Origin of the sequence: Paraburkholderia acidisoli (assembly GCF_009789675.1) — a bacterium.
In the GTDB taxonomy this organism is placed as follows: Bacteria; Pseudomonadota; Gammaproteobacteria; order Burkholderiales; family Burkholderiaceae; genus Paraburkholderia; species Paraburkholderia acidisoli.
In genome coordinates, this window is the sequence record NZ_CP046914.1 from 337,791 (window position 1) to 363,007 (window position 25,217).

Genomic DNA, 25,217 nt, shown 5'->3' on the forward strand with positions numbered 1-25,217 from the left:
GCACTCGAGCGGATACGGCATCGATTCGATGACGAGCGTATGCCGCGCGGCTATCGCCATGAAGGTTGCGTCAACGGTCATGTTACGCGGTCGAACCGGCGCGCGCGCGCGGCGCGGCGATGGCGATGCGGTGGGTGCGCCGATGCGATTTGGCTGACGTGACGGCGCGCGCGGCGTGAACAATCGCTTGAACGCTGCCGGTGGAGCGAGTGATGTCGATTGGCGTTGCGGCGACGTTCATGCAGCGCCGTGCGCGATCGCGCAAATGGGCCGATGCCGCTCGTGGACACCCACCCACTCTCGTCGTAACGCGATATCGCGAACCCGTTCGATCGTCGCGATTCAAGCGATACCGCGAGCAAATGCCGACACCACGCCGCCCCAGGCAAATCCCGAACCGCCCGGCGCCGCATGCGAAAAGCGGCGCACACGCGCCGCCTTCCGAATGCCATGACGCCGAAACCGCGCGCTAGACTTTCGCGCGGCCGAATACGCGCGCGAACGCGGTCACGAACGCGTCGATTCGTTTCGCGTCGAGGCAATCGATGCCCGCCGCGCCCACGCGCCCGTTGCCGCCCGGAAATGCGCGGCAGACTTCGTCGGCGCCTTGTGGCTTGCGGAGCGGCGCGCGCACGCTCACGGCGTAGTTGCCGTCCGCGTTCACGCTCAGCACGGCGTGCGCGCGCGTGGGCTCTTCGTTCGCGAGCAGGTTCGCGAACACGCCGCGCACGCGTCGCGCCCACGGTTCGTCGGGCAGCACGCACACGCTGCCGTATTGCAACGCGAGCATGGGCGTGATGGTTTGTGCGAGTTCGAGGTCGTCGTGACGGCAGCGCGCGAGTTGCGCGACCACGGGCTCCGCCGCGACGAACGCGAACGGGTCGGCGTATGGCTGGATGCGGGCGTACAGGTCGGCGGGCGCGATCACCAGATCGTCGACGCAATCGCCATAGGCGTTGTAATTGATCGACTCGCCGAGTTCGCGCAGTTGTTCGAGCTGCGTTTCGCCGATGCCCGCCTGCTGCGCGAGCGCGCGCGCCGTGTCGGGCAGGTTGTCGCCCCATGCGGCGGCGATTGCCCACGGACGGTGCCGCCCCGCGAGATGCCGGTCGACGAGCACACTGGTACAGACTTGCGCCGTGGTGTCGATATGCGCGACGAGGTTGCGGCTCATGGGCAAGTCGCCCACATGATGATGATCGAAGTATTCGACCGTGACGTCCTTCGCGAGCAGCGCGGCGAGCGCCTTGCGGTTCACGTCGAACGAGATGTCGAGCACCGTGAGCGAGTCGCCGGCCTGCGCGGGCACGCGTTCGACGAGCGCGATGTCGCGCTTTGCGCCCGTGACGAGCGTCGCTTCGCGCGGCCTTGCGAGCCGCAGTTGATGCAGCGCGCAGATGCCGTCCGCGTCGCCGTTGAATACGTCGAAATGCGCCATGTCTTTCGAGCTTCCGTTACGGGTAACGCCACAGTATGGCGCAGCGCCGCGCGAAAGCACAAAAGGTTAAAGACGCCGCAAACGGCACAGGCCGTTTCGGTCAAAGGCTGTTCACGCAACCCGCGTATGAGGGCTTGACGTGAGAGGAGAACTAGCCATTCGGCCGAACGCCAAATGGCCAGGCGAAACTTAGTCTGCCGAGCGCTCGACGGGCGGACGCGCCAACGGCCAGCGCAGCGTGGCCGCCACGGGAAAGCGCGGCTTGCGACCCGCCGGGGCGCGCCATGGCTGCATGCGCGCGTTCATGGCCGCGCACACTGCGAGACCCTGCTCGCCGTACAGGCGCTCCATGGCCTGATGCACGAGGCCGGCGTCGAACCACAGCTTGAAACGGCGATGGCAGGTGCGGAAATCGGGATAGCGTTCGGGCAGCTTCGACCAGACCGAACTGGTGGCGAGCACCCAGAGCACGCCTTCGAACACCAGGCGCGGGTGATGCGCGGGCCGACCGCGGCGACGGCCGTCGGTGCGGATTTCGTGAAAGAGCGGCTCGATGCTGCGCCATTGCGCATCGGTCAGCTCCGGGGAAATACGGGAAGACATCTGATGATCCATGTGAGGGTTATCTGACACACGTCTAAAGTAGCCTCACATTTCCGAAGAAAATATCGGACGATGCCTAAAATGCGGCGCGCGCTTGCGGAACGCTATCGACTCGAAGCATGACGACTCCGCGCGCCGCAAGCCCATATGGCGGCGGTCGCGCGGCGCGCCAGGCCATGCGCCGAGGCTGGCGCGCGCCTTGCGCTACACTGCGCCATCGCGGCTTCGACGACGGATTTCCGATGGCGGCCTCTTCCTCTTCAAAAGCCCGGCGCGGGCGCATTCGTGTCGGTATCGGCGGATGGATTTACGAGCCGTGGCGCGGCGCGTTCTACCCCGAGGGGCTCGCGCAGCGGCGCGAACTCGAATACGCGAGCCGGCGGCTCTCGACCATCGAGATCAATTCGACGTACTACGGCGCGCAGCGTCCGGAAAGCTTCGCGCGCTGGCACGACGAAACGCCCGACGACTTCGTGTTTTCCGTCAAGGCGCCGCGCTTCGCGATGAACCGCCGCGTGCTGGCCGAAGCCGGACCGACAATCGAACGTTTTCTGACAGGCGGCGTGCTGAACCTGCGCGACAAACTCGGGCCGATCAACTGGCAGATCATGCCGACCAAGCGGTTCGATCCGGAAGACTACGCCCGCTTTCTCGAACTCCTACCCGAAAGCGCCGATGGCCGCCCGCTGCGTCATGCGCTCGAAGTCCGCCACGAGAGTTTCTGCACGCCGGAGTTCGTCGCGCTCGCACGTCGACGTAAGGCAGCGATCGTCGTGTCGGGAGATTCCGACTATCCGCAGATCGCCGATGCGAGCGCGCCCTTCGTCTACGCGCGCATCATGGGCACCGCGCAGCAACACGGCGCGGGCTACACAAACGCCGATCTCGACCGCTGGGCCGAGCGCGCGCTGGCATGGGCGAGCGGCGAAACGCCGGGCGACCTGACCACGCACGCCAAGACGCTCGCCGCGCCGAAGGCCGGCCGCGACGTCTATCTCTATGTGATCAGCGGCTACAAGGCGCACAATCCGGCCGCCGCGACGGCGCTGCTGGAGCGGCTCGGGCTGACTCCGGAGCACGAGGAGATGGGTTGATGCGGCGTTCGGGCTGCGTTTTTTCGCCGATGTGGCACGGGGTCAGCGTGGCCCATCGTCGCGCTGCGTGCCCGCGCGGCAGTCGACGCATCGCCCGCCGTTAGCGCGTCATTCGTACAGAGCGAGTTCACCGTGATGCGTGTCGCGCGTCGCGCGTACCACGTTCGGCCGGCGCGCATGACGCACTGCATGCGTCGCTTGAACGGCCTCGACGTCCTCAATCGCCGCTTTCGCTGCGCCACAAATAGCCCACCACCGCGCGTGTGACGCGCGCTTCCAGCGCCTCGGCGTGGATTTCGCCACGCGCGCCCGCCGCGTCGATCATGCCGCGCACGATCGCGAACACGTCGTCGACGGCGGTTTGCCGGTCTTCGAGGCGCGGCGCATCCGGCAGGTCGAACGCGCGCATCAGCGTGGCGTGTATGCGCTCGCCCACGCGCGCGTCGCGTTCGTCGAGCGGCAAGCGGCGCTCCTCGAAATCGAGCAGCCGCGCCAGTTCCGGCCGATGCATCTGATGCGCCACGGCCGCGCGGATCAGCCCGCGCAACACCGCTTCGCAACTCGATGCCGTGGACGCCACTTCCGCCGCCGCGAGCAGCGGCGCGCTCTCGCGCTCGATGAGCGCGGCGGTGAGCGCGTCGCGATTGGGAAAGTACTGATAAAGCGAGCCGACGCTCACGCCCGCGCGCTCGGCGATGGCATTGGTCGTGTAACCGGCGAGGCCGCCCTGCTCCAGAATGCGAGCCGCGGCTTCGAGGATCGCCTCGACGGTGGCGGCGGAACGGCGCTGCATCGGCCGCTTGCGCACGTCGATCGGGGCTGGGCGGCGTTTGCCGCGAGGCGCTGAGGTCATGTCGGGAATGCGAGTAGGGAATGTGAGCAATTACTCGTATTCTAAAGCCTCTTTCAACCGATCACGCTGATTAAGTCGATCACGCCGATCAATCGCCCCTCACGCCAATCGACGTTCGATCGCCTTCACCGAAAAGGAACGCCCGCCATGTCCCAAGCCGCCACGCCCGCCGCCGAATTCCAACCCGCGCTCACCGTGTTCATGCTCGTGAAAAGCCGCCGCGAATGGCTCGCGCTCGATAGCAACGCGCGCGGCCGTATGCTGCGCGAGCACGTCGAACCGGTCCTCGCGCAACACCGCGACAGCGTGCGCCTGCGCGCCTACGACGTGGAGTTCTACGCCACCCGCGTGACGGACGTCTGGATGTGGGAGGCCGCCGATCATCAGGCCTACGAAGCGGTGGTCGAGGCGCTGCGCGATACGCCGTTCTGGGACCACTTGTTCGATATCGTTGAAATCTTGCCGGGTTCGTCGAACGCTTACGGCAAACAATAAGGCCTACACTGCGTAACGTGACGATGGCACCGCCCGTTACGCACCGCCGTCACGTGACGTAAAAAAAGCGGCACGCGCCTTTCGACACGTGCCGCGCTTTATGCGCATCAAGTTGCTGCGCTGCACCTCAAAATCGAGGCGCTTCACTGCGTCCTTAAATCTGACGACGCATCTCCGCCGCAGGCAGCTTCATCATCTGGCGATATTTCGTGACGGTACGGCGTGCGACCTGCACGCCCTGCTTTTCGAGTTCTTGCGTCAGCACGACGTCGGAGAGCGGATCCTTCGGGTTTTCCGCGTCGATCATTTCCTTGATCAGCGCGCGCACCGCCGCGGCCGAACACGTGCCGCCCGTACGCGTTTCCAGCTCACGCGGGAAGAAGCGCTTGAATTCGAAGATACCGCGCGGCGTGGCCATGTACTTGTTGCCCGTGGCGCGCGAAACCGTCGATTCGTGCAAGCCGAGTTCGTCGGCGACATCGCGCAGCAGCATCGGGCGCAGCGCGATTTCACCGTACTGGAAGAACGCCTTCTGACGCGCAACGATACATTCGCCCACGCGCAGGATCGTTTCGCAGCGCTTGTGCGCGTTGCGGATCAACCAGCGCGCTTCCTGAAGCTGCTGCGCGAGCGGCGAGCGGCTCGTCTGGTCCGAGCGCGCGAACATTTCCGCGTAGAGCTTGTGGATACGCGCGCGCGGCTCGATCGCCGGATTCACGCTCACGACCCACTTGCCGCGCACCTGACGCACGATCACGTCCGGGATCACGTAGCCGCCGTCGGCGCGACCGTAGTGGTTGCCCGGCTTCGGGTCGAGCTTGCGCACGAGCGCGATGGCGGCTTGGAGCGATTGCGCGTCGCAGCCCAGCTGGCGTTGCAGCTCGCCGTGCTCGCGGCGCGCGAGACGTTCGAGATGTTGCGAAACGATGCCCAAAGCCAGTTCACGATTCGGCGTGTCCCACGGCATCGCTTCGAGTTGCAGCGCGAGGCATTCCGAGAGCGAGCGAGCGCCGATACCCGGGCGGTCGAGCGTCTGCACCACACGCAGCGCAACACGCAGGCGGTCTTCGTCGAATTCTTCGCCGAGGCCTTCGACTTCCGCCAGTTCGGCGAGGTCCTGACGCAGATAGCCGTCGTCGTCGAGGGCTTCGATCACGACTTGCGCTGCGATGCGGTCGAGCTGGTCGAGCGGCGAGAGGCGCAGTGCTTCGTGCAATTGTTCGCGCAGCGTGACCGGCACGCGCACCCAGTCGGAGGCGTCGGAATCGCCGTCTTCGCCGCCGCGATAGCTCGACGAGCGCATCGACGACGGGTAATCGGCCGAATAACCGCCGCCGTCATCGCCATACGACGACTCGTAGGAGCTGTCGCTGTACGGGGACGTGTCTTGCGGCATGCCGTCCATGGCGGCGTCGGAGGCGCTTTCGCCGGCCATGGCCGGGGCTTCGGCGGTCGTGGTCGTACCGGCGCCGATGCCGGCCGCGCCTTCCGCGACTTCGGCGCCCTCACCGGCTTCGGACGGCGTCAACTCGAGGAACGGATTGGTGTCGAGTGCCTCGCGCAGTTCCTGCTGGAACTCGAGGGACGACAGTTGCAGCAGTCGCACCGCCTGCTGAAGGCGCGGCGTAAGCGCCAGATGTTGACGCGCTTGTAATGCGATGGAAGGCATGGCGATCCCGTTCTTGAAGATGGATTGATTTGGGTGTCTGGTGAGAAACCTAATGCAACACCCATGCCAGTTTTTACAAAGCATTGTTTTGTAACGGGATCGGCGTTTGCGGCAGGCAACGGCGAACCGCTTCTCCGACCCCGCCAAGGTGTTTTTTACAAACATCCGGAAAAATTGCGGCGCGGCATCGCGCAGCCGATTGCCGCCTTCCATCGACATCGATTTCCAGTAGACACACACGATCCGAGCCGGCGTCGATTTCTCGTTTTCCCTTGCCCAGCGGGCGTTTCGCGCGCCTGATGATTGCTTTCGTCGACAAAAAATCGCCGCTGGGAACCGGACGCGGCACGGGCATTGCTGAATCGGGGACACCACAACCAAGTAAAGAGGAGTTGCCATGAAGCGCATCCAGATCATCAAGACCGCCGCCGGCGCAGCCTGCATGACGTTCGCCCTTCTCGCCAGCGCCCAGACCACGACGGCGCCCGCGGGCAGTTCGGAGACGGTCGGCCAGCACGTCGACGACGCGACCGTCACGACCAAGGTGAAGGCCGAACTGCTCGGCGCGAAGAACGTCAAGTCGACGCACATTCACGTGAAGACCCACAACGGCGTGGTCTCGCTGACGGGCACGGTGCCGAGCGCACAAGATCGCGACAACGCCAAGCAAGTGGTGGAAGGCGTGACGGGCGTCGCGTCGGTCAAGAACCACCTGAAGGTCGCCGCAGGCAGCTAAGCGGTCAGCCTTGTCTGCCCCAGGACGCGTGACGGGCTTCGCTTTTCCCGGTTAGGCGAAGCCGCGTTGCGGGCTTGGGCGATTGAAGAAAAAACGCGCACGGAAGATCGCTTCCGTGCGCGTTTTTCTTCGCTCGCTGCGAAGCGCAGAGCAGGCGGTTAGTTGCAGTTCATGTGGCGGCGCCAGGTCAGTCTTCGCCGTGGCGCGACTGCTTGATCTGCTCGCGCCGGTACTCGCCCTGACGCGCGAGCATCCAGCCCGGATATTCGGCCGGCAAGCCGCTCACGTCGTCGAGCACGGCGAGTTCTTCTTCCGAGAGCGTCACTTGCGTCGCGGCGATGTTGTCGTCGAGCTGGTCCACGCGTTTCGCGCCGATGATCACCGTTGTTACCGCGCGCTGATGCAAGAGCCACGCGAGCGCGATCTGCGCCACCGAAACGCCCTTCTTTTCCGCGATCGGCCGCATTGCGTCGACGCAATCCCACGCGCGGTCGCGATTCACGGGCGGAAAGTCGAACGTCGTGCGGCGGCTGCCCGCCTCGCCCTGCTGCTCGCGCCCGTACTTGCCGCTCAACAGGCCGCCCGCGAGCGGGCTCCAGACCATCAGCCCGAGGCCTTCGCTGCGCAGCATCGGCGCGAGTTCGCGTTCGAGGTCGCGCCCCGCGATCGTGTAATACGCCTGTAGCGATTCGAAGCGCGCGAGCCCGTGATGATGCGCAATGCCGAGCGCCTTCATGATCTGCCACGCGGCCCAGTTCGACACGCCCACGTAGCGCACGTGGCCGTGCTGCACGAGCGTGTCGAGCGCGCGCACGGTTTCCTCGATCGGCGTGGCGGGATCGAAGCCGTGAATCTGGTAGAGGTCGATGTGGTCGAGTTGCAGGCGCTTCAGGCTCGCCTTCACGCCGTCCATGATGTGATAGCGCGACGCCCCGCGCTCGTTCGGCGATTTGCCCATTTCGCTGAACACCTTGGTCGCGACCACGACCTGATCGCGCGGCACCTTGAGATTCTTGAGCGCCTGGCCGGTGATCTGCTCGGACACGCCTTGTGAATAGACGTCGGCGGTATCGATGAAATTGATACCGGCGTCGATGGCGCGGCCGACGAGGCGTTCGGCTTCCGCCTGCTGCAGATCGCCGATCTGGTTCCAGATGCCCGCGCCGCCGCCGAACGTCATCGTGCCGAGGCAAAGCTCCGAAACGAACAGGCCCGTGCGGCCCAGAGAGTTGTAACGCATGTGAGACTCCGTCGTGAGTGAGAGGAAACAACGGGAAACGTCCAACGCGGCGAGGATACTGCGTTTCGCCGCGCGCTTGCCGGGCCGCCGCCGCGCCGGGCCGCCGTTGCGCCGGGCCGCCGCCATGGCTTGAAAACGGGCGTGGCGGCCGGATATGGATGGAATCCGCCAGTTCGACAATGCGCGTAACTTGCGCGGGTTGTGCCGCCGTTGCGCCGCAGCGCCGCCCTGCGCGATTGCCGTGCCGCGCGAAACCGAACGGTTCCGGACACGCCCGCGCGCTCGCGCATGAAAGCTGCGAGACTCGCAATCACGAGCCGCCATCGCGCGTGACGCGGCCCGATTCCTCCTGATAGCGCGCCGATTCCGCTATTTCCCGTTTTCCCGCTTTCGCCTCAACCATCCATGAGCACGTCCGTCACCGATCCGCACGCTGTCGATGCGAACGCCGCCGCCCCGGCCGACGACGACGTGCTCGCGCGCTTTCATCCCGCTGTCGCGGGCTGGTTCCGCCGCAGCTTCGACGCCCCGACCGCCGCGCAGCGCGCCGCGTGGCCGCTCATCGCCGCGCAACGCGCGACGCTGGTGGCCGCGCCCACGGGCTCCGGCAAGACGCTCACCGCGTTTCTCGCCGCGCTCGACGAACTCGTGCGCGAAGGCCTCGCGCACGGCGGCGCGCTGCCCGACGAAACGCTCGTGATCTACGTTTCGCCGCTCAAGGCGCTCTCGAACGACATCCGCCTGAATCTGGAGCGGCCGCTCGAGGGTATCGGCGAGGAACTGGCGCGGCTCGGCCTGCCGCCCGTCGCGATTCGCACCGCCGTGCGCACGGGCGACACGCCGCAGCCCGAACGCGCCGCGCAGCGCAAACGCGCGCCGCACATTCTCGTGACCACGCCCGAGTCGCTTTACGTGCTGCTCGGCTCCGAGTCGGGCCGCAAGATGCTGGCGAGCGCGCGCAATGTGATCGTCGACGAAATTCACGCGCTCGCGGGCAACAAGCGCGGCGCGCATCTCGCGCTGAGTCTCGAACGCCTCGACGCGCTGTGCGGCCGCAAGCTGCTGCGCATTGGTTTGTCGGCGACGCAAAAACCCATCGAAACCGTCGCGCGCTTCCTGGTCGGTCTCGGCGATGCCGCGCTCGACGCCGCCGCGCCACCACCCGCCTGCGAGATCGTAAATGTCGGTCATACGCGCGCACGCGATCTGGCCATCGAGGTGCCGCCCGTGCCGCTCGAAGCGATCATGGCGAACGACGTGTGGGAGCGCGTGTACGACCGCATCGCCGAACTCGTCGCCATGCATCGCACCACGCTCGTGTTCGTCAACACGCGGCGCATGGCCGAGCGCGTGGCGCGTCATCTCACCGACCGGCTCGGCACCGAAGCCGTGGCCGCGCACCACGGCAGCCTCGCGCGCGAACATCGCTTTCTCGCCGAACAGCGCCTGAAACAAGGCGATCTGCGCGTGCTGGTGGCAACGGCGTCGCTCGAACTCGGGATCGATATCGGCGATGTCGATCTCGTCTGCCAGATCGGTTCGCCACGCTCGATCGCCGCGTTCTTGCAGCGCGTGGGACGCTCGGGCCACCAGGTGCGCGGCGTGCCGAAGGGGCGCTTGTTCGCGACATCGCGCGACGACCTGATCGAATGCGTGGCGCTGCTCGACTGCGTGCGGCGCGGCGAACTCGACCGGCTCACGCTGCCGCGCGCGCCGCTCGACGTGCTGGCCCAGCAGATCGTGGCCGAAGTGGCCTGCGCGGAATGGCGCGACGACGATCTCTACGCGCTCGTGCGCCGCGCGACGCCGTGGGCGCGCTTCGAGCGCGCGCAATTCGACGCTGTGCTGCGCATGCTCGCCGACGGCTACACGAGCCGCCATGGGCCGCGCGCCGCGTATCTGCATCGCGACATCGTCAGTCAGACCTTGCGCGCCCGGCGCGGCGCGCGGCTCGCGGCGCTTACCTCGGGCGGCACGATTCCCGACAACGCCGACTACGCCGTGCTGCTCGAACCGCAGAGCGTGAAGATCGGCACCGTCAACGAGGACTTCGCGGTGGAAAGCCTCGCCGGCGACGTGTTCCAGCTCGGCAACGCGTCGTATCGCATTTTGCGTATCGAGTCCGGCCGCGTGCGCGTGGAAGATGCGCAAGGCCAGCCGCCCAATATTCCGTTCTGGCTTGGCGAGGCGCCGGGCCGCAGCGACGAGCTTTCGTTCGCGATTTCGCGGCTGCGCAAGCAGGTCGAAGCGTTCTTGACCGAGGCGGATCAGGTCGCGGAAAACGAAGACGATCGCGCCGTCCAACGCGCCGCCGGCGACAACGCGAAGTTCGCTCGGGCCGTCGATCGCGCCACCGCGAAACTCGCCGCCGCGCTCGATCTCGACGACGCGGCCGCGCGCCAGATCGTCGACTATCTCGCCCGGGCCCGCGGCGCGCTCACCGTCCTGCCGACTCAGGACACGCTCGTGATGGAGCGCTTCTTCGACGAGTCGGGCGGCACGCAACTCGTGATCCACACGCCGTTCGGCAGCCGCATGAACCGCGCGTGGGGCCTCGCGCTGCGCAAGCGTTTTTGCCGCCAGTTCAACTTCGAATTGCAGGCGGCCGCGACCGAAGACGCCATCATCCTCTCGCTCACGGGCGCGCACAGTTTCGCGCTGGACGAGGTGTGGCGCTATCTGCATTCGAATACCGCCGAGCATCTGCTGGTGCAGGCGCTGCTCGACGCGCCGCTGTTCGGCGTGCGCTGGCGCTGGAACGCGACCACGGCGCTCGCGCTGCCGCGTCAGACGGGCGGCCACAAGACGCCGCCGCAAATTCAGCGCATGCGCAGCGAGGATCTGCTCGCCGCCGTATTTCCCGATCAGGTCGCGTGCGTCGAGAACCTCGCGGGCGAGCGCGAGGTGCCCGAGCATCCGCTCGTAGGCCAGACGCTCGACGATTGCCTGCACGAGGCGATGGACACCGAGGCGTGGCTCGCGCTGCTGCGCCGGATCGAGGCGCGCGAAGTGACGCTGGTCGTGCGCGAGTTGCCCGCGCCATCGCCGCTCGCGGCCGAAGTGCTGAGCGCGCGCCCGTATGCGTATCTCGACGATGCGCCGATCGAGGAACGCCGCACGCAGGCGGTGCTGTCGCGGCGCTGGAGCGACCCCGAATCCGCCGACGATCTGGGCGCGCTCGACACCGAAGCGATCGCCAGCGTGCGCGAGGAAGCGTGGCCGCAAGTGCGCGACATCGACGAAATGCACGACGCGCTCAACACGCTCGGCGTGCTCGCGGAAAGCGAGGCGCGAGGCGAGCCGCAATGGCCGGCCTGGCTCGCCGAACTTGCCGCGGGGGGTCGCGCGACGCGCTTCGCCGTTGCGCAGCACGACGCGTTGTGGGTGAGTATCGAGCGCCTCGCGTGCGTGCGCGCGCTCTACCCGCAGGCGCAATACGAACCTCCGCTCGCGCCGCCGCCCGACTATGCCGAGGCATGGAGCGAAGACGCCGCGCTGGTCGAGATCGTGCGCGCGCGGCTTTCCGGGTTCGGGCCGCTCACGCTTGCGGAGATCGCCCGGCCGCTCGCGCTCGAAGCAAGCGTGGTGGCGCTCGCGCTCACGCGCCTCGAAGCCGAGGGCACGGTCATGCGCGGCCGCTTCACGCCCGCGGCGATGCATGGCGGTGGAGAGGAATGGTGCGAGCGCCATCTGCTGGCGCGTATCCATCGCTACACGGTGCGCAAGCTGCGGCGCGAGATCGAACCCGTCGAGCGCCATCACTTCATGCGGTTCCTGTTCGAATGGCAGCGCGTCGCGCCGGGCACGCGCGGCTCGGGCCGCGACGCGCTCGCCGCCGTGCTCGATCAGCTCGAAGGCTGGGAAGCCTCGGCGCTCGCGTGGGAGGACGAGATCCTGCCCGCGCGCATCGATGCGCGTCTGGGCGATGCCGCGCCGATGCTGCTCGACGACCTCTGCCGCGCCGGCCATCTCGCGTGGGCGCGCCTACCCGCGCGGGCGGCCGCGACGGCGACCTCGACGGTGCGTAGCACGCCGGTCGTGCTGCTCTCGCGCCGCGAACTGTCGCACTGGATGGCGCTGGTCGCCCCCCCCGACACGGCCGGCCTCTCTGCGCGCGCCCGACGCGTGTACGACGCGCTGACGCGGCACGGCGCGATGTTCTTCGACGAACTCGCCTCCGATGCGCACCTGCTCGGCGTCGAACTCGAGAACGCGCTCGGCGAACTGGTCTCGGCGGGACTCGTCAACGCGGATAGCTTCGCTGGCCTGCGCGCGCTCGTGAAACCGGCGGCGCAGCGCGGCAGCACGCACGGCCGCAGGAAACCGCGCGGCTTTGCGCCGCTGATTGGCGGCATGGCCGATGCGGGACGCTGGGCCGCGTTGCGGCGCGTGACATTGGCGGAACCTGCCGCCGGGCCGGAAACCCCATCCGTCGACGAAACGTCCTGGCCAGACGCCGCGCGCACGAAAGCCGGCGTGCCCGCGCGGCGTCCGCCCGTCGAGCCGGAACGGCTCGAACAGGTGGCGAAGGTCCTGCTGCGCCGTTATGGCGTGATCTGCTGGCATCTGCTCGCCCGCGAAGCGCCGTGGCTGCCGCCGTGGCGCGATCTGCTGCGCGTGCTGCATCGCATGGAGGCGCGCGGCGAGGTGCGCGGCGGGCGTTTCGTGACGGGTTTGTCCGGCGAACAGTTCGCGCTGCCCGAAGCGGTCGCGCTGCTGCGCGAGGTGCGGCGGCGGGCGAATGCTTCGGTGGTTGCCGATGCGGGTGTCGCAGCCGGTGCGGGTAGCGGCGAGCGCGGCGAGGACGGGCTCGTCTGCATTCCCGCCGCCGATCCGCTCAACCTCGTGGGGACGCTGCTGCCCGGCGAGAAAGTGCCCGCGGTGGCGGGCAACCGCATCGTGTTTCGCGACGGTGTGCCGGTGGCGACGCTCGTGGCGGGAAAGTTTGCGTTTCTCGGCGACTTCGACGAGGGGACGCGGAGCGCGTTGCGCGCGCGGTTGGTCAAGCCGTGGTGACGTGGATTTTTGGGAGCGGCGGGCGGGCTATGTTCCCAAGGCTGACGATGTCGCGGCTGTGTCGCGGGAGCGTTTGCTTTCCCGGCAACCGCGACTTCGACGAAGACGCGATGCGGGTTTCCCGAACGCCGGGAAGCCCGCGTCGCGAAGGCTGAATCAGGTCACAGCAATTCGCTGACCTCCATGCGCCGCGATATCGCGAACACCGGATCGACCCTGAAAGCTTCAACCCGGCGCACGCCTGCCTTCCCGCGCCCACTCTCCATCGCCTCGCGAACCAGGCCGTTAGTTGCAACTCACGACATCACCGGCGCGTTGCGAAATGCCGGCGCACCCGCAAGCCGTTGGCCACCACCAGCAGACTCGCGCCGACGTCGGCGAACACGGCCATCCACAGCGTCGCCTCGCCCGCCAGCGCGAGCACGAGAAACACCGCCTTGATGCCGAGCGCGAGCGCGATGTTCTGCTTGAGCACGGCCGCCGTCTTGCGCGACAGGCCGATGAACGCGGCGATCTTGCGCGGATCGTCGTCCATGATCGCGACATCGGCGGTTTCCAGCGCCGTGGCCGTGCCCGCCGCGCCCATCGCGAAACCGATGTCGGCGCGCGCGAGCGCGGGCGCGTCGTTGACGCCGTCGCCGACCATCGCCGCCATGCCGTAGCGCGCGGAAAGCTCGGCGAGCGCGTCCTGCTTGTCCTGCGGCAGCAGATTGCCGCGCGCGTCGTCGATGCCGAGTTGCGTCGCGACCGCGCGTGCCGTCGATACGTTGTCGCCCGTCAACATCACCGGCGCGACGCCGAGCGCGCGCAACGCACGCACGGCTTCGGCGCTTTCGGCGCGCACCGCGTCGGCCACCGCCAGCACGGCAACGGCCGCCTGCGGCGAGCACAACACGATCGCCGTCTTGCCCGCCTGCTCCAGTTGCGCGAGTTGCGCTTCCAGCGCGGGCGAACACAGCCCGAGTTCTTCCGCGAGCCGATGATTGCCGAGCCGCCACTGCACACCGTCGATACGACCCTGCACGCCGCGCCCGTTGAGCACCGCGAATGCGTCGACGGCCGCCAGCCGGTCTCGCGATGATGGCGGCGATCGAAGCGACTCAGGCGTCTGCGCAACATCCAGCGCCGGCAGGGACGACGAATCCGCCGAAACCGATGCGGCCGACGTGCGCGCCGCCGGGTTCGAGCGCGCCCGCCAGCCCTCGACGATCGCGCGCGCGACCGGATGCGTGCTCGCCTCGTCGAGACTCGCGGCAAGGCGCAACGCCGCTTCCGCCGTCAGCGTGGACGACAACGCCAGCACGTCGGTCAGCACCGGCTCGCCGCGCGTGAGCGTGCCGGTCTTGTCGAGCGCGACGGCTTTCAGCAAGCGGCCGCGCTCGAGCCAGACGCCGCCCTTCACGAGCATGCCGTGGCGCGCGGCGGCGGCGAGGCCGCTCACGACCGTGACCGGCGTCGAGACGACCAGCGCGCACGGGCACGCGATCACCAGCAGCACGAGCGCCTTGTAGAGCCACGCGCTCCACGCGCCGCCAGGCACGAGCGGGCCGCCAAGCGCGATCAGCACGGCGAACGCGACCACGACCGGCGTGTAGTAGCGCGCGAACTGGTCGACGAAGCGCTGCGTGGGCGCGCGTTGCGCCTGCGCCTGCTGAACCGCCGCCGCGATGCGCGCGAGCGTGCTGTCCTGCGCGACGGCCGTGACGCTCGCCTCGACCACGCCATCGACGACGATACTGCCCGCATACAGCGCCGCGCCGCTCTCTTTGTCGACGGGCAGGCTTTCGCCGGTGATGGGCGCCTGGTCGAGCGCGGCGCGGCCTGCGATCACGCGCGCGTCGAGCGGCACGCGCCGGCCCGTGCGCACGCGAATGCGACTGCCGATCGCGACCTCGCCCACCGCATAGTCACGCCAGGCACGCTCGCCCTCGTGCCAGACCTCGGCGGTATCGGGCGCGAGCGCCGTCAGTGCGCGGATCGCCTGACGCGCGCGTTCGAGCGAGAGCGCTTCGATTTCCTCGGCGAGTGCGAACAGAAATACGACCATGGCCGCCTCGGGCCATTTGCCGATGGCGACCGCGCCGATCAACGCGAGCGACATCAGGAAATAGATGTTGATCGTGACGTGACGCAGCGCGATCCAGCCTTTGCGCAAGGTCGGCAATCCGGCGCACAGCAGCGAGACGAGCGCGCAAATCAGCACGGGCACGCCGGTTTCGTGACCGGTGCTCCACGCGAGCAGTTCGGCGCTCGCCGCGGCCACGCCGCTCACGGCGAGCAGCAGCTTCTGGCGCCAGGCGAGACGCCTCGACGGCGGCTCGGCCGCTTGCGAGGCGGCCGCGTCGAGCGCGCGCGGCGCCATGCCGATCGCTTTCAGCGCCGCCACGAATGGCTGGACGTCGTCGAGCCGGTGATGCACCGTGAGTTCGCGCGCAAGCAGATCGAAGTCGAGGCGCGCGACGCCTTGCATCGGCTCCAGCTTGTTGCGGATCAGCCGCTCCTCGGTCGGACAATCCATGTTGTCGATACGCCAGCGCGCGGCGTGCGTGCCTTCCGGCGCTTGCGCGAAACCCCGCGACGGCGTGGGTGCCGCGTGCGAGTGCGAAGCGGTGCCGCAGCAGGTGTGGGGGTCGTGAGCGTGGGCGTGGGAATGGATGTCGCGATCGTGAGAGTGGTCGTGGCTGCCGCAGTCGTCTCCGCCGTGGTCGTGGCCCACGTGATCGTGTGCGTGCGCGCCGTGCAACGGCCCGCAACCCCCGCCTTCACCCGGTTGCGTGGCATGCACGTGCCCGGCATCGCCACACTCGCGACGATTCTGTTCGCCGCCAGCCTGCCCAGCGGTCACGCGCGCGCGCCCAGGCGTGCTTTCATGCGCATGCGCGCCGCAACACCCGTTCGCGCCGCCAGCATCGACCGCGACCGGGGCGCTGCCCGCGCCGCCGTCGCCCCGTCCCTCGTCACGCGCACGACACCGCTGCGCGACGCCTGTCTGCGACAAGAACGCCAGGTTCATCGTCAAGCTCTCCCAAAAGTGACAGAATCCATTGAACAGCCTGTAGTCGCTACAGGGTCAAGCAGTCTGTCACCCGCATCTGTCACTCATTGGGAGCCGCGATCATGCGAATTGGCGAACTCGCGCGCCTCGCGCACTGCGACGTCGAAACCGTGCGCTTTTACGAACGCGAGGGCTTGCTCGACGAGCCCGCGCGTGAAATGAACGGATACCGCAGCTATACGCCCGGCCACGCCGTTCAACTCAACTTCATCCGTCATTGCCGCTCGCTCGGCATCGGGCTCGTGGATATCCGCATGCTGCGCCGCTTTCAGGCCGATCCGAGCCAGCCCTGCGACGAAATCAACGAGCTGATCGACAGCCAGATCGCACGCATCCATCAGCAGATCGAGTCGATGCGCGTGCTCGAGCAGCAGTTGCGCACGCTGCGCGACAGCTGCCACGCGCACCATCAAAGCAGCGCCGAGTGCGGAATCATGAAGAACCTGGCACAGCCCGTGGACGACGAAAGCTGTTCGTGTCATGCCGATACGCCCGCGCAAGCCGCGCTCGACGCGGTGCACCCGGCGGGCGCGCCGCACCGGCATCCAGCAGCGGAGTGACACGCGCGGCGCGGGCTTCCTCAGGCAGCCCGCCGCGCCGTCTCACCGAAGCCCGCTACGCACGCCTCGCTACGCACTCAAGGCGCGGCGGCGATCACCTCGGCGACCGTTGCCGTGAGTTTCTTCGCGTAGGGCACGTGCAGGAACTCGTTCGGGCCATGCGCGTTGGACTTCGGCCCGAGCACGCCGCACACCATGAATTGCGACTTCGGGAAGCCTGCCTGCAGCACGTTCATGAGCGGAATCGTGCCGCCCTGACCGAGATACGCGCAGTCCGCGCCGAAGTGCGTGCGCGAGGCGTCGTTGAGCGCATGCGAGAGCCACGGCGCCAGTTCCGGCGCGCTCCAGCCGTTCGCCGCGCCCGCGTCGGGCTTGAAGGTGACTTTCGCGTTGTACGGCGGGTCGAGTTCGAGCAGCGCCTTGAGATCCGCTACGGCCTTCGACGCCTCCACGAGCGGCGGCAAACGCAGCGACAGCTTGAACGCCGTGCGCGGCCGCAGCACGTTGCCCGCGTCGGCGAGGGCCGGCAAACCCGCCGCCCCCGTGACCGAGAGCGAAGGCCGCCACGTGGAATCGAGCAGCGCCTGCTGCGGGTCGGTGGTCTTGGGCAGCACGGGGCGGCCGTCCTGACCGCAGGCCCACGGCAGGCCCTTCCACACGCTGTCACCGAGAATCCTTGCCGTGGCCTCCGCCTCGCTCAAGCGCTGCTGCGGAATCGCGCAATGGAAACCCTTGGGCAGCAGCGTGCCGCTCGCGGCGTCTTCGAGACGCTCGAACAGCTGCCGCATGATGCGAAAACTCGAAGGCGCGATGCCGCCATACGAGCCCGAGTGAATGCCCTCTTCGAGCACTTCGACTTCGAGGTCGCCGGCCACCAGACCGCGCAGCGAGGTGGTGAGCCACAACTGGTCGTAATTGCCCGCACCCGAATCCAGGCACACGACGAGGCCGACTTCGCCGAGCCGGTCGCGCAACGCGTCGACATAGGGCAAAAGGTCGTAACTACCCGATTCCTCGCAGGTTTCGATGAGCCCCACACAACGCGGACGTTCGATGCCCTGGGCGTCGAGCGCGGCGATGGCGGTGACGCTCGCGTAGATCGCGTAGCCGTCGTCGGCGCCGCCGCGACCGTAGAGCCGGCCGTCTTCGAGCTTCGGCGTCCACGGGCCGAGGTCGTTGCGCCAGCCCGCGAACTCCGGCTGCTTGTCCAGATGGCCGTACAGCACGACGGTTTCCGTGTTGCCAGAGCGCGTGGCGGGCGCCTCGAAGAAGATCACGGGCGTGCGGTCGGGCAAACGCACGATTTCGAGCTTCAGACCGCGCACGGGCTGCTGCTCCGCCCACTTCGCCGCCTCCTGAACCACGCGTTCCAGATAACCGTGCTTCGCCCATTGCGGGTCGAAGGCCGGGCTCTTGGCCGGCACGGCGATGTAGTCGGTGAGCGCGGGCACGATCTCGTCGTGCCATTTGCGCTCGACGAAAGTGCGCAATTCGTCGTGATCGAGTTGCCGAGTGGCTTCGGACGTATCGGACATGATCGGTTCCCTGCGATGAAAACCCCGATGATAGACCCGAACCCCGCGCCGCCGCACCCCGCTCGCCCCAACGTTAGCCGTTTGGCCAGGACCTTACGTGCGCCCGACGCCAATCCGCGCGACAATAGCCGACCATCTGCCATCGCAATTTTTGAGGAGAGCCAACCATGGTGAGCCGTTCCGCCTTCGAGATGATCGCTCTCGCAGTCGTGATCGCGCTTTACTTCCTGCCCGCGCTGATCGCCGACCGGCGTCATCGCCACGATCTGCTCGTGCTCGCCATGTTCAATGCGCTGCTCGGCTGGACCGTGCTCGGCTGGCTGCTGGCGCTGGTCTGGTCGCTGCAGCCGAATCCGCCGCGCGATCTGGGCGGCCAGACCACGGTGCGCAGCCGCCGGATCGGCATGCAGATCTTCTCGCGCCGCCTCGACGCCCGCGTGCAGGCCCGCGAGTCGCGCGCGACCGAGCGCAAGCGCTAGGTCCCGGCACCGCGCCGCGGGTTTCGCGCGGTTTCGACAGCATTCGCGCGGGCTGCATAACTGTCTGCCCTGGCCGGATGGCCAACGTGCCCGTCGAGTCGAGCGCACGCGGTTCCGGCAGGAAATAATCGGCGTAATTCGTCGTCAAACGAAGCCGCCCGTCACAGCGTTCGCGGCGGCCAATCCCACGCCCCGCGCCGGGGTTAACTGGAGCCATTCATGCCACACGTCGCCCCGTTGCTCGCCTTTGCCGCCGTTGCGCTCGGCATGGCGCTCACGCCCGGACCCAACATGATCTATCTGATCTCGCGCTCCATTTGCCAGGGGCGCAAGGCGGGCCTGATCTCGCTGGGCGGCGTCGCGCTCGGCTTCGTGTTCTATATGTTGTGCGCGGCGTTCGGCATCACCGCGCTGCTCATGGCGGTGCCGTTCGCCTACGACGCACTGCGCCTCGGCGGCGCGCTCTACCTGTTCTGGCTCGCGTGGCAAACGCTCAAACCCGGCGGCCGCTCGCCCTTCCAGGTGCGCGACCTGCCCGCCGACGGCCCGCGCAAGCTGTTCTGGATGGGCTTTATCACCAACCTGCTGAATCCGAAGATCGCAATTCTGTATCTCTCGCTGCTGCCGCAGTTCATCGACCCGCATCACGGCAGCGTGCTGGCGCAGTCCATCGTGCTGGGCAGCGTGCAAATCGCGCTGTCGATCAGCGTGAACGCGGCCGTGGCCATGACGGCCGGTACCATCGCCTCGTTCCTCGCGGGCCGTCCGGCGTGGCTCGTGATGCAGCGCTGGCTCATGGGCACGGTGCTGGCCGGGCTCGCCGTGCGCATCGCGGCGGAAGGACAGCGCTGAGTCAGGCCGGACGATGGCGCCGGCGGCTGTGGGCGCCGGCCGCTGCCGCTGAGCGGCGATCCGCCATCGCGGCCATCGCGCTCCGATCGGGCAAACCGTGCGCTTAGGCAGTAGATCTATCGCTACCGTAAAGGCGCGAGAGTCTGGCGCCGGAATGCAAACGGCCGGGCGCAAAGGCCCGGCCGTTTTGCCTGGTGTTACCGCGAAAGCGACGAAGGATGGATATCGTCTCGCGTAATTTGATGCGCTCGCTTAAAACCCGCTGACGAGGCTGCCGCGCGCGACGTCGCGCATCCTGACGGAACCCGCCGGAATCGAGCGCGGCTGGATCTGCACCATGTCCTGCGAGAACATGTCCTGGCGCAGTTCGCCGTGCTCGTCGAACCATTGGCAGATCAGCCAGTGGCCGCTCGCGAAGCCCACCGGACCCGCATACATGACGGTCATGCGCGGGCCGCCCGAACTCAGGGTGACAACGTCGCCAATGCCGGCCGTTACGGCACTCGAGCCCACGGCAACGTCGATGGTCGTATCAAGCATGATGTCCCCCGTTGAAAAAGACGCGCAGAGAAAAAACTTCAGGCGGGGCTTGCGTCCCGCAACCGGCCCACCGTTTTCGCCGTTTTTTCGGCCACGGAATTTGGCGGTAATAATGAGTTTGGCAAGACTAACAACTCGAATTAATGCGCGCAAGCAATTTCAATATCGCTTGCGGAAAACCCTGTTACTGCGCATTAGCTAAAACGCGTCCAGCAATTTTGCCGCGCATAAATTACGGAAACGCCACATATTGACCGGCGCCCGATAGCAAAAGCTACCGGACGGTCGGGCGATTGCCCCAGCTACGAGCCGATCTGCAGGCCTCTCCGCGCGAGCGTTCTCGAGCGTTGCACGAACAGTATTATTATTCGCGGCTTGCGGTTAAATAACCGCCGCAATGCAGTTGCAATAAAAACCATGCGAATGTCACAACATTAACCGCATGGTTCAAATTTCGATATTGTTGCCACAGGGGTGGAAACGCTTCCCGCCCTCAAAAACCGCTCGTTCGTTTTATTTTTTCGTCGGCGTGTTTCAGGCGTGAAAGCCGCGCGGTTATCTGCCGATTAACCGAACGATAACGAATATCGTCGATGAAATATGGCTGACACGTTAATGCGAACTTCTGTCGTAAAAGACAGCGCCCCATCCGGCCGCCCCGAGCTAGCGAGAACGACCCGATGGGGCGCAGCAGCCTGCCGCGGCGCGTTTATTCGGCGAACGGCAGCGTGGTTTGCCCTTCGGCGCGCATTTCGAACACATTGAGCGTCATGGCGACGAGCGCGTAGTAGCCGAGCAGGCCGACCAGATTGATGGTCGTTTCGTGGCCGAAGCGCGCCACGGCACGCGCGTAGGTCGCGTCCGACACGCGCTTGCCATCGTAAAGCTCGGTCGTGAAGGCGTAGACGAGCGCGTCGTCGGCATCCTCGAACTCGGGCGCGGCGCCCGTGCGGATCTGCTCCGCCAGCGTTTCGGGCACGCCCGCCTTCAGCGCGATCGGATAGTGGATATACCACTCGGCTTGCGCCTGCCAGCGCGCGGCGGTCACGAGAATCGCGAGTTCGGACAACCGCAGCGACAGGCCCGTCTGGTAGCGGCAGAACGCGCCCAGCCGCTGCGCGTGCTGCGCCAGTTCCGGGCTGTGGATCCAGCCCAGAAACGGGCCGTTGAGATTGCCGCGCGGTCCCGCGAGGATCTCGCTCAGCACGGCCGTTTGCTCGGGCGACGCGAGCGCGGCGTCAAACGCGGGAAGCCGTGGCTTCGAGGATGGCGTCATCGATTCACTCCATTGGAAAACAGACAGGTGCGGCGGCCCGCGACCGCTCGCATGCACGGCAGCACGCGGAAGCCCGCGGGAAGATATCGCGAGCGCTCGCAGTCGCGGGTAATTTTAGGCAGTTAGTTGCACATCATGCGCTCGCGCCATGGCTCAGGCCGGGCGCGCCACGCCCGTCGCGTCGAGTGCGCCGTCGATGGCATCGGCGAGACGCTCGACGATCGTGTCGATGTCGCGGGACGTGCAGATGAACGGCGGCGCCAGCAGCACGTGGTCGCCGTGCTTGCCGTCCACGGTGCCGCCCATCGGATACACCATCAGGCCGCGCGCGAACGCCTCGCGCTTGATGGCAGCGTGCAGCTTGAGCGCCGGATCGAAGCTCGCCTTCGTGCCGCGATCCTGCACGAGTTCCACGCCCGTGAACAGCCCGCGCCCGCGCACGTCGCCCACGTACGGATGCGCGGCGTAGCGTTCGCGCAGCCGCGCGCGCAGTTGTTCGCCGCGCGCGAGCACGTTGTCGAGCAGTTTTTCTTCGGCGATCACGCGCTGCACTTCGAGCGCCGCCGCGCACGCCGTCGCGTGGCCGATATAGGTATGGCCGTGCTGGAAATACCCGCTGCCGCCCACGATCGTCTCGTAAATGCGCTGGCTCACGAGCGTCGCACCGATCGGCTGATACCCCGCGCCCAGGCCCTTCGCGATCGTCAGCAGGTCGGGCGCCACGCCGTCTTCCTCGCACGCGTACAGATAGCCCGTGCGGCCCATGCCCGACATGATTTCGTCGAGGATCAGCAGCACGCCGTAGCGGTCGCACACCGCGCGAATCTTGCGGAAGTAGTCGCGCACGGGCGGCACCGCGCCCGCCGTCGCCCCCACCACGGTTTCCGCGACGAAGGCCGCGACGTTCTCCGCGCCGAGTTCGAGAATTTTCTGCTCGAGTTCGTCGGCGAGACGTTGCGCATAGGCGGCGTCGGTTTCGCCTTCGTGACGTTCGCGGTACGCGTAACAAGGGCTCACGTGGTGCGACTCGATCAGGATCGGCAGAAACGGTTCGCGACGCCACGCGTTACCGCCGATCGCGAGCGCGCCCAGCGTGTTGCCGTGATAGCTCTGGCGGCGCGCGATGAAGTGGCGGCGCGTGAGTTCGCCTTTTTCCACGAAGTACTGGCGCGCCAGCTTGAGCGCGGCCTCGATCGCCTCGGAGCCGCCCGAGACGAAATACACGTGGTCGAGCCCCTCGGGCGCCGCGGCGATCAGATGATCGGCCAGTTGCTCGGAAGCCTCGGTCGTGAAAAACGAGGTATGCGCATAAGGCAGTTGCTGCGCCTGGCGCTTGATCGCGTCGATCACGCGCTGATTGCTGTGGCCCAGACACGAAACGGCCGCGCCGCCGCTCGCGTCGAGATAACGCTTGCCGGTGGAATCGATGATTTCGATGCCCTCGCCCGCCACCGCGACGGGCAGCGTTTGCTTCGGCATCCGATGGAAAACCTGGCTCATGATGGTCCTCGATGAAAAATGTCAGTGGGGCGAACGGGTCGTGCCGATGCGCCGGTCGAGCACGCACGCGCCGCCCTGCCAGACGCCAAGCGCGACGCCGCCCGGCTCGACGCGCAGACACGCGGTGGCGAGCGTGTTCTCGTCGTCGGGATCGTGGGGGTCGTCGCGGAAAATCGGCAGCCCGGCACCCGCGCGGTCTTGCAACGCGCGCACGAACGCGTCGCCAGCGGCTTTGGGCGCAGGCGGCGAGTCGCGCGGTACATCGGGTAGCAACGCGGGCAGTAATTCCGCCAGCCGCGCCTGACGATCGCGCGAGGAGTCCGTGACGATCTGCGGCTCGTGCTCGCAGCCCGCGTGTATCAAATGATTCGCATGGCCGGAAGGCGCCTCGACTTCGACCGGCGAGCAGCGCCGCGCCGTGGCTTCGATGCTGAAGACGCGCACGACGCCTGCCGCGTCCGTGCCGCCGAGCGTGTGATGAAAGCCGCTCGCGCGCGGCGTGTCGCGCAGCAGCGCGAGCGCGTCTTCGAGCGAGGCCGCGTCGAGCACGGCGCGCGCGAGGATCATGCGCGGCACGCCCGCGCGCGGCTCGCGAATGCGCACGTTGTTGATCGCCTGGGCCAGCCCGGCGCGCGTGGCCGCGAACGTGTGGCCCGGCAGCGAACCCGGATAGTAGAAGCTCGTGAAACCGGGCTTGCCTTCGGGCTCGACTTCGACCACGCCGCAACGGCCGAGCAGCCACGGGTCGCCGTCTTCGTTGTGCGCGATCAGGCCGCCCGAAGCCGTGCGCGCCGCCAGCGTCGTACAGCCGTCCGGCGCGTTGTGGATCAGTTCGCCGCGGCAGTTCCAGAGGAACAGGTCGTCGGCGGGCCAGTCGAGCGCGTGGGCCATGGCGTCGAGTTCCGCGACGTGCGCGGGGAAATAGCGCTCGGCCGCCGCGCGCAGTTCGCGGGCGAACGCGCTGCCGCGCCAGCGGCTGACCGCGCGCCAGGCGCTGCTTTGCGCCATGTAACTCGCGAAGACGGGCTTCGCGAACGCGCCGAGTTGCCGCCCGATCGCCTCGGGCGTGCCGCCCGCGCGGAAAGTCTTGAGTGCCTGCATCGAAAGAAATCTCGCTGATTACGTCGCGTTTTGCGACGCGCTTTATCTGATGCCGATTTATACGCCTCAACAACATATGTTGTCAATAAAATATAAATCAACAACAAATGCGATATCGATGGACGAAGCCAAGCCGGGCGCGCGTCTCGTGACGTGCGCCCGGCGCATGGCGTATCGACGGAACCGGAAACCTGGCGGAAAAGACGCGGAGAAGAAAGCGCCGAAGGAAGCCCTTAAGGCACGTAAGCGCCGCGTGCGTTGAGCGAGCGTTCGGCCGCTTCGAGCTGCGCGATCGCGCCCGCCCCTTCGAGCGCGAGCAGTTGCGCGACGAGCGATTCGGCGAGCGCCGTGGCGGCCACGAGCGAGGGGAAAAACGAGGGGCTTTCGTGCGTGAAGATCAGCGCTTTTTCGGCGTTGAGGGCGATGGGCGAAACGGCGCTGTCGGTGATCGCGATCAGGTGGCTGCCTTTTTCGAGCGCTGCTTCGGCCACGCGCACGGCTTCGACCGAATACGGCGCGAAGCTCACGACGACTGTTGCGCTCTCGCGCTCGATGCCGAGCAACTGCATTTCGAGCGTGCCGGCCTCGCCGCCCAGCAGCGAAACCGATGGCCGGAACAGCCGGTAACCGTACACCAGCCCGAACGCCACGGCATAGCACGACCGAAAGCCGGCCACCTGCACGTGTTTCGCGCGGCGCAGCACGCGCGCCGCCTCGCCGATCGAACGCGTGTTCTGCGCCGCGCTCGCCTCGAGATTGTGCTGCTGCGCCACCAGCAGGTCGCGTGCGAGGCCTTCTTTGGCGCTGCCCGCGACGAGCGAGCGCGCGCGGCTCGAGAGCGGTTCGGGGCGCGTGCGCACGCGCGCAACGAACAGATCGCGCAACTCGTTCCAGCCCGGAAAACCCAGTTGCTGCGAGAGGCGCACGAGCGAAGCCGGCTGCACGCCGGCGCGCTCGGCGACCTTGCGCATGGACGATACGGCCACCTCGTCGGGATGGTCGAGCAGGAAGGCCGCGCCGGTCTGGAACTGCGGACTCAGGTCGGAGAAGCGCGCGCGGATCAGCGCGGCGAGCTGGTCGAAACTGTCTGGCATGCAGCGGCTCGGGCAATAAGTGACAACAAATGTTATCACTGGTGTTGTCGCGATCGTGGATTGTTGCGGCGCTCTCCCATA

22 protein-coding genes are annotated in these 25,217 nt (G+C 67.1%); 8 read left to right on the forward strand and 14 right to left on the reverse strand.

The features are described from left to right. Positions 1–82 precede the first annotated feature (82 nt). The 3 genes from FAZ98_RS15785 to FAZ98_RS15795 form a co-directional block, all read right to left on the reverse strand. Positions 83–241, reverse strand: a complete 159-nt coding sequence (locus FAZ98_RS15785; protein ID WP_158952257.1) for a hypothetical protein — start codon at positions 239–241, stop codon at positions 83–85. A 228-nt stretch (positions 242–469) separates the two neighbouring features. Then, entirely contained in the window at positions 470–1,438 is a 969-nt protein-coding gene (locus tag FAZ98_RS15790) for an acetyltransferase (protein ID WP_158952258.1), read from the reverse strand. A 189-nt stretch (positions 1,439–1,627) separates the two neighbouring features. Then, a complete protein-coding gene (locus FAZ98_RS15795; RefSeq protein WP_158952259.1) occupies positions 1,628–2,041 on the reverse strand; it encodes a transposase in 414 nt (137 codons plus the stop codon). Between the two features lie 242 nt (positions 2,042–2,283). On the opposite strand from FAZ98_RS15795, the gene FAZ98_RS15800 reads away from it, so the two are divergent. Then, positions 2,284–3,135 carry a DUF72 domain-containing protein gene (locus tag FAZ98_RS15800; protein ID WP_158952260.1) on the forward strand — a complete coding sequence of 284 codons (852 nt, stop codon included), beginning with the start codon at positions 2,284–2,286 and terminating at the stop codon, positions 3,133–3,135. 217 nt (positions 3,136–3,352) lie between these two features. On the opposite strand, the gene FAZ98_RS15805 is transcribed toward FAZ98_RS15800, so the two are convergent. Then, on the reverse strand, positions 3,353–3,988 hold the full coding sequence (locus FAZ98_RS15805) for a TetR/AcrR family transcriptional regulator (RefSeq protein WP_158952261.1): 636 nt from the start codon (positions 3,986–3,988) through the stop codon (positions 3,353–3,355). Between the two features lie 147 nt (positions 3,989–4,135). Between FAZ98_RS15805 and FAZ98_RS15810 the strand changes: the two genes are divergently transcribed. Further along, positions 4,136–4,483 carry a darcynin family protein gene (locus FAZ98_RS15810; RefSeq protein WP_158952262.1) on the forward strand — a complete coding sequence of 116 codons (348 nt, stop codon included), beginning with the start codon at positions 4,136–4,138 and terminating at the stop codon, positions 4,481–4,483. Positions 4,484–4,637: 154 nt separating this feature from the next. Here FAZ98_RS15810 and FAZ98_RS15815 read toward each other — a convergent pair whose 3' ends face one another. After that, entirely contained in the window at positions 4,638–6,152 is a 1,515-nt protein-coding gene (locus tag FAZ98_RS15815) for an RNA polymerase factor sigma-54 (protein ID WP_158952263.1), read from the reverse strand. A gap of 73 nt (positions 6,153–6,225) precedes the next feature. Next, positions 6,226–6,507 (reverse strand): hypothetical protein, encoded by a 282-nt coding sequence (locus FAZ98_RS15820; RefSeq protein ID WP_158952264.1) that lies wholly within the window; start codon positions 6,505–6,507, stop codon positions 6,226–6,228. Positions 6,508–6,549: 42 nt separating this feature from the next. Here FAZ98_RS15820 and FAZ98_RS15825 point away from each other — a divergent pair, with 42 nt between their 5' ends. Next, positions 6,550–6,888 carry a BON domain-containing protein gene (locus FAZ98_RS15825; RefSeq protein WP_158952265.1) on the forward strand — a complete coding sequence of 113 codons (339 nt, stop codon included), beginning with the start codon at positions 6,550–6,552 and terminating at the stop codon, positions 6,886–6,888. A 187-nt stretch (positions 6,889–7,075) separates the two neighbouring features. On the opposite strand, the gene FAZ98_RS15830 is transcribed toward FAZ98_RS15825, so the two are convergent. After that, positions 7,076–8,128, reverse strand: a complete 1,053-nt coding sequence (locus FAZ98_RS15830; protein ID WP_158952266.1) for an aldo/keto reductase — start codon at positions 8,126–8,128, stop codon at positions 7,076–7,078. A 405-nt stretch (positions 8,129–8,533) separates the two neighbouring features. Here FAZ98_RS15830 and FAZ98_RS15835 point away from each other — a divergent pair, with 405 nt between their 5' ends. Then, on the forward strand, positions 8,534–13,144 hold the full coding sequence (locus FAZ98_RS15835) for a DEAD/DEAH box helicase (RefSeq protein WP_199272375.1): 4,611 nt from the start codon (positions 8,534–8,536) through the stop codon (positions 13,142–13,144). Between the two features lie 304 nt (positions 13,145–13,448). Here FAZ98_RS15835 and FAZ98_RS15840 read toward each other — a convergent pair whose 3' ends face one another. Next, the gene (locus FAZ98_RS15840) at positions 13,449–16,157 is read right to left on the reverse strand and encodes a heavy metal translocating P-type ATPase (protein WP_158952267.1); all 2,709 of its coding nucleotides are present in this window, start codon (positions 16,155–16,157) and stop codon (positions 13,449–13,451) included. Between the two features lie 104 nt (positions 16,158–16,261). On the opposite strand from FAZ98_RS15840, the gene FAZ98_RS15845 reads away from it, so the two are divergent. After that, positions 16,262–16,759, forward strand: coding sequence for a Cd(II)/Pb(II)-responsive transcriptional regulator (locus FAZ98_RS15845; RefSeq protein ID WP_158952268.1), 498 nt, complete (start codon positions 16,262–16,264; stop codon positions 16,757–16,759). 77 nt (positions 16,760–16,836) lie between these two features. On the opposite strand, the gene FAZ98_RS15850 is transcribed toward FAZ98_RS15845, so the two are convergent. Beyond that, the gene (locus FAZ98_RS15850) at positions 16,837–18,294 is read right to left on the reverse strand and encodes a M20 family metallopeptidase (RefSeq protein WP_158952269.1); all 1,458 of its coding nucleotides are present in this window, start codon (positions 18,292–18,294) and stop codon (positions 16,837–16,839) included. Positions 18,295–18,461: 167 nt separating this feature from the next. On the opposite strand from FAZ98_RS15850, the gene FAZ98_RS15855 reads away from it, so the two are divergent. Both FAZ98_RS15855 and FAZ98_RS15860 read left to right on the forward strand, forming a co-directional pair. After that, positions 18,462–18,773: a superinfection immunity protein gene (locus tag FAZ98_RS15855; RefSeq protein WP_158952270.1), complete on the forward strand. Its 312-nt coding sequence runs from the start codon at positions 18,462–18,464 to the stop codon at positions 18,771–18,773. 219 nt (positions 18,774–18,992) lie between these two features. Further along, complete coding sequence (locus tag FAZ98_RS15860) at positions 18,993–19,625, forward strand: LysE family translocator (protein WP_158952271.1); 633 nt, start codon at positions 18,993–18,995, stop codon at positions 19,623–19,625. A 252-nt stretch (positions 19,626–19,877) separates the two neighbouring features. Here the strand turns inward: FAZ98_RS15860 and FAZ98_RS15865 are convergent, their stop codons facing one another. The 4 genes from FAZ98_RS15865 to FAZ98_RS15880 all read right to left on the reverse strand — a co-directional run bounded on the left by FAZ98_RS15865 (position 19,878) and on the right by FAZ98_RS15880 (position 24,042). After that, complete coding sequence (locus tag FAZ98_RS15865) at positions 19,878–20,165, reverse strand: YodC family protein (protein WP_158952272.1); 288 nt, start codon at positions 20,163–20,165, stop codon at positions 19,878–19,880. Positions 20,166–20,874: 709 nt separating this feature from the next. Continuing rightward, entirely contained in the window at positions 20,875–21,441 is a 567-nt protein-coding gene (locus FAZ98_RS15870) for a carboxymuconolactone decarboxylase family protein (RefSeq protein WP_158952273.1), read from the reverse strand. Positions 21,442–21,594: 153 nt separating this feature from the next. Then, a complete protein-coding gene (locus FAZ98_RS15875; RefSeq protein WP_158952274.1) occupies positions 21,595–22,941 on the reverse strand; it encodes an aspartate aminotransferase family protein in 1,347 nt (448 codons plus the stop codon). Positions 22,942–22,962: 21 nt separating this feature from the next. Continuing rightward, positions 22,963–24,042 (reverse strand): C45 family autoproteolytic acyltransferase/hydolase, encoded by a 1,080-nt coding sequence (locus tag FAZ98_RS15880; protein WP_158952275.1) that lies wholly within the window; start codon positions 24,040–24,042, stop codon positions 22,963–22,965. On the opposite strand from FAZ98_RS15880, the gene FAZ98_RS15885 reads away from it, so the two are divergent. Continuing rightward, complete coding sequence (locus FAZ98_RS15885) at positions 24,029–24,304, forward strand: hypothetical protein (protein WP_158952276.1); 276 nt, start codon at positions 24,029–24,031, stop codon at positions 24,302–24,304. The genes FAZ98_RS15880 and FAZ98_RS15885 overlap by 14 nt on opposite strands. On the opposite strand, the gene FAZ98_RS15890 is transcribed toward FAZ98_RS15885, so the two are convergent. Further along, positions 24,276–25,136: a MurR/RpiR family transcriptional regulator gene (locus tag FAZ98_RS15890; protein WP_158952277.1), complete on the reverse strand. Its 861-nt coding sequence runs from the start codon at positions 25,134–25,136 to the stop codon at positions 24,276–24,278. The two genes, FAZ98_RS15885 and FAZ98_RS15890, sit on opposite strands and share 29 nt — an antisense overlap. Positions 25,137–25,217 lie beyond the last annotated feature (81 nt).

What these genes read in the sequence shown, in the direction of transcription:
- FAZ98_RS15785 (WP_158952257.1), bottom strand. Translation starts at nt 241, where the DNA reads ATGAACGTCGCCGCAACGCCAATCGACATCACTCGCTCCACCGGCAGC.
- FAZ98_RS15790 (WP_158952258.1), bottom strand. Translation starts at nt 1,438, where the DNA reads ATGGCGCATTTCGACGTATTCAACGGCGACGCGGACGGCATCTGCGCG.
- FAZ98_RS15795 (WP_158952259.1), bottom strand. Translation starts at nt 2,041, where the DNA reads ATGTCTTCCCGTATTTCCCCGGAGCTGACCGATGCGCAATGGCGCAGC.
- FAZ98_RS15800 (WP_158952260.1), top strand. Translation starts at nt 2,284, where the DNA reads ATGGCGGCCTCTTCCTCTTCAAAAGCCCGGCGCGGGCGCATTCGTGTC.
- FAZ98_RS15805 (WP_158952261.1), bottom strand. Translation starts at nt 3,988, where the DNA reads ATGACCTCAGCGCCTCGCGGCAAACGCCGCCCAGCCCCGATCGACGTG.
- FAZ98_RS15810 (WP_158952262.1), top strand. Translation starts at nt 4,136, where the DNA reads ATGTCCCAAGCCGCCACGCCCGCCGCCGAATTCCAACCCGCGCTCACC.
- FAZ98_RS15815 (WP_158952263.1), bottom strand. Translation starts at nt 6,152, where the DNA reads ATGCCTTCCATCGCATTACAAGCGCGTCAACATCTGGCGCTTACGCCG.
- FAZ98_RS15820 (WP_158952264.1), bottom strand. Translation starts at nt 6,507, where the DNA reads ATGCCCGTGCCGCGTCCGGTTCCCAGCGGCGATTTTTTGTCGACGAAA.
- FAZ98_RS15825 (WP_158952265.1), top strand. Translation starts at nt 6,550, where the DNA reads ATGAAGCGCATCCAGATCATCAAGACCGCCGCCGGCGCAGCCTGCATG.
- FAZ98_RS15830 (WP_158952266.1), bottom strand. Translation starts at nt 8,128, where the DNA reads ATGCGTTACAACTCTCTGGGCCGCACGGGCCTGTTCGTTTCGGAGCTT.
- FAZ98_RS15835 (WP_199272375.1), top strand. Translation starts at nt 8,534, where the DNA reads ATGAGCACGTCCGTCACCGATCCGCACGCTGTCGATGCGAACGCCGCC.
- FAZ98_RS15840 (WP_158952267.1), bottom strand. Translation starts at nt 16,157, where the DNA reads ATGAACCTGGCGTTCTTGTCGCAGACAGGCGTCGCGCAGCGGTGTCGT.
- FAZ98_RS15845 (WP_158952268.1), top strand. Translation starts at nt 16,262, where the DNA reads ATGCGAATTGGCGAACTCGCGCGCCTCGCGCACTGCGACGTCGAAACC.
- FAZ98_RS15850 (WP_158952269.1), bottom strand. Translation starts at nt 18,294, where the DNA reads ATGTCCGATACGTCCGAAGCCACTCGGCAACTCGATCACGACGAATTG.
- FAZ98_RS15855 (WP_158952270.1), top strand. Translation starts at nt 18,462, where the DNA reads ATGGTGAGCCGTTCCGCCTTCGAGATGATCGCTCTCGCAGTCGTGATC.
- FAZ98_RS15860 (WP_158952271.1), top strand. Translation starts at nt 18,993, where the DNA reads ATGCCACACGTCGCCCCGTTGCTCGCCTTTGCCGCCGTTGCGCTCGGC.
- FAZ98_RS15865 (WP_158952272.1), bottom strand. Translation starts at nt 20,165, where the DNA reads ATGCTTGATACGACCATCGACGTTGCCGTGGGCTCGAGTGCCGTAACG.
- FAZ98_RS15870 (WP_158952273.1), bottom strand. Translation starts at nt 21,441, where the DNA reads ATGACGCCATCCTCGAAGCCACGGCTTCCCGCGTTTGACGCCGCGCTC.
- FAZ98_RS15875 (WP_158952274.1), bottom strand. Translation starts at nt 22,941, where the DNA reads ATGAGCCAGGTTTTCCATCGGATGCCGAAGCAAACGCTGCCCGTCGCG.
- FAZ98_RS15880 (WP_158952275.1), bottom strand. Translation starts at nt 24,042, where the DNA reads ATGCAGGCACTCAAGACTTTCCGCGCGGGCGGCACGCCCGAGGCGATC.
- FAZ98_RS15890 (WP_158952277.1), bottom strand. Translation starts at nt 25,136, where the DNA reads ATGCCAGACAGTTTCGACCAGCTCGCCGCGCTGATCCGCGCGCGCTTC.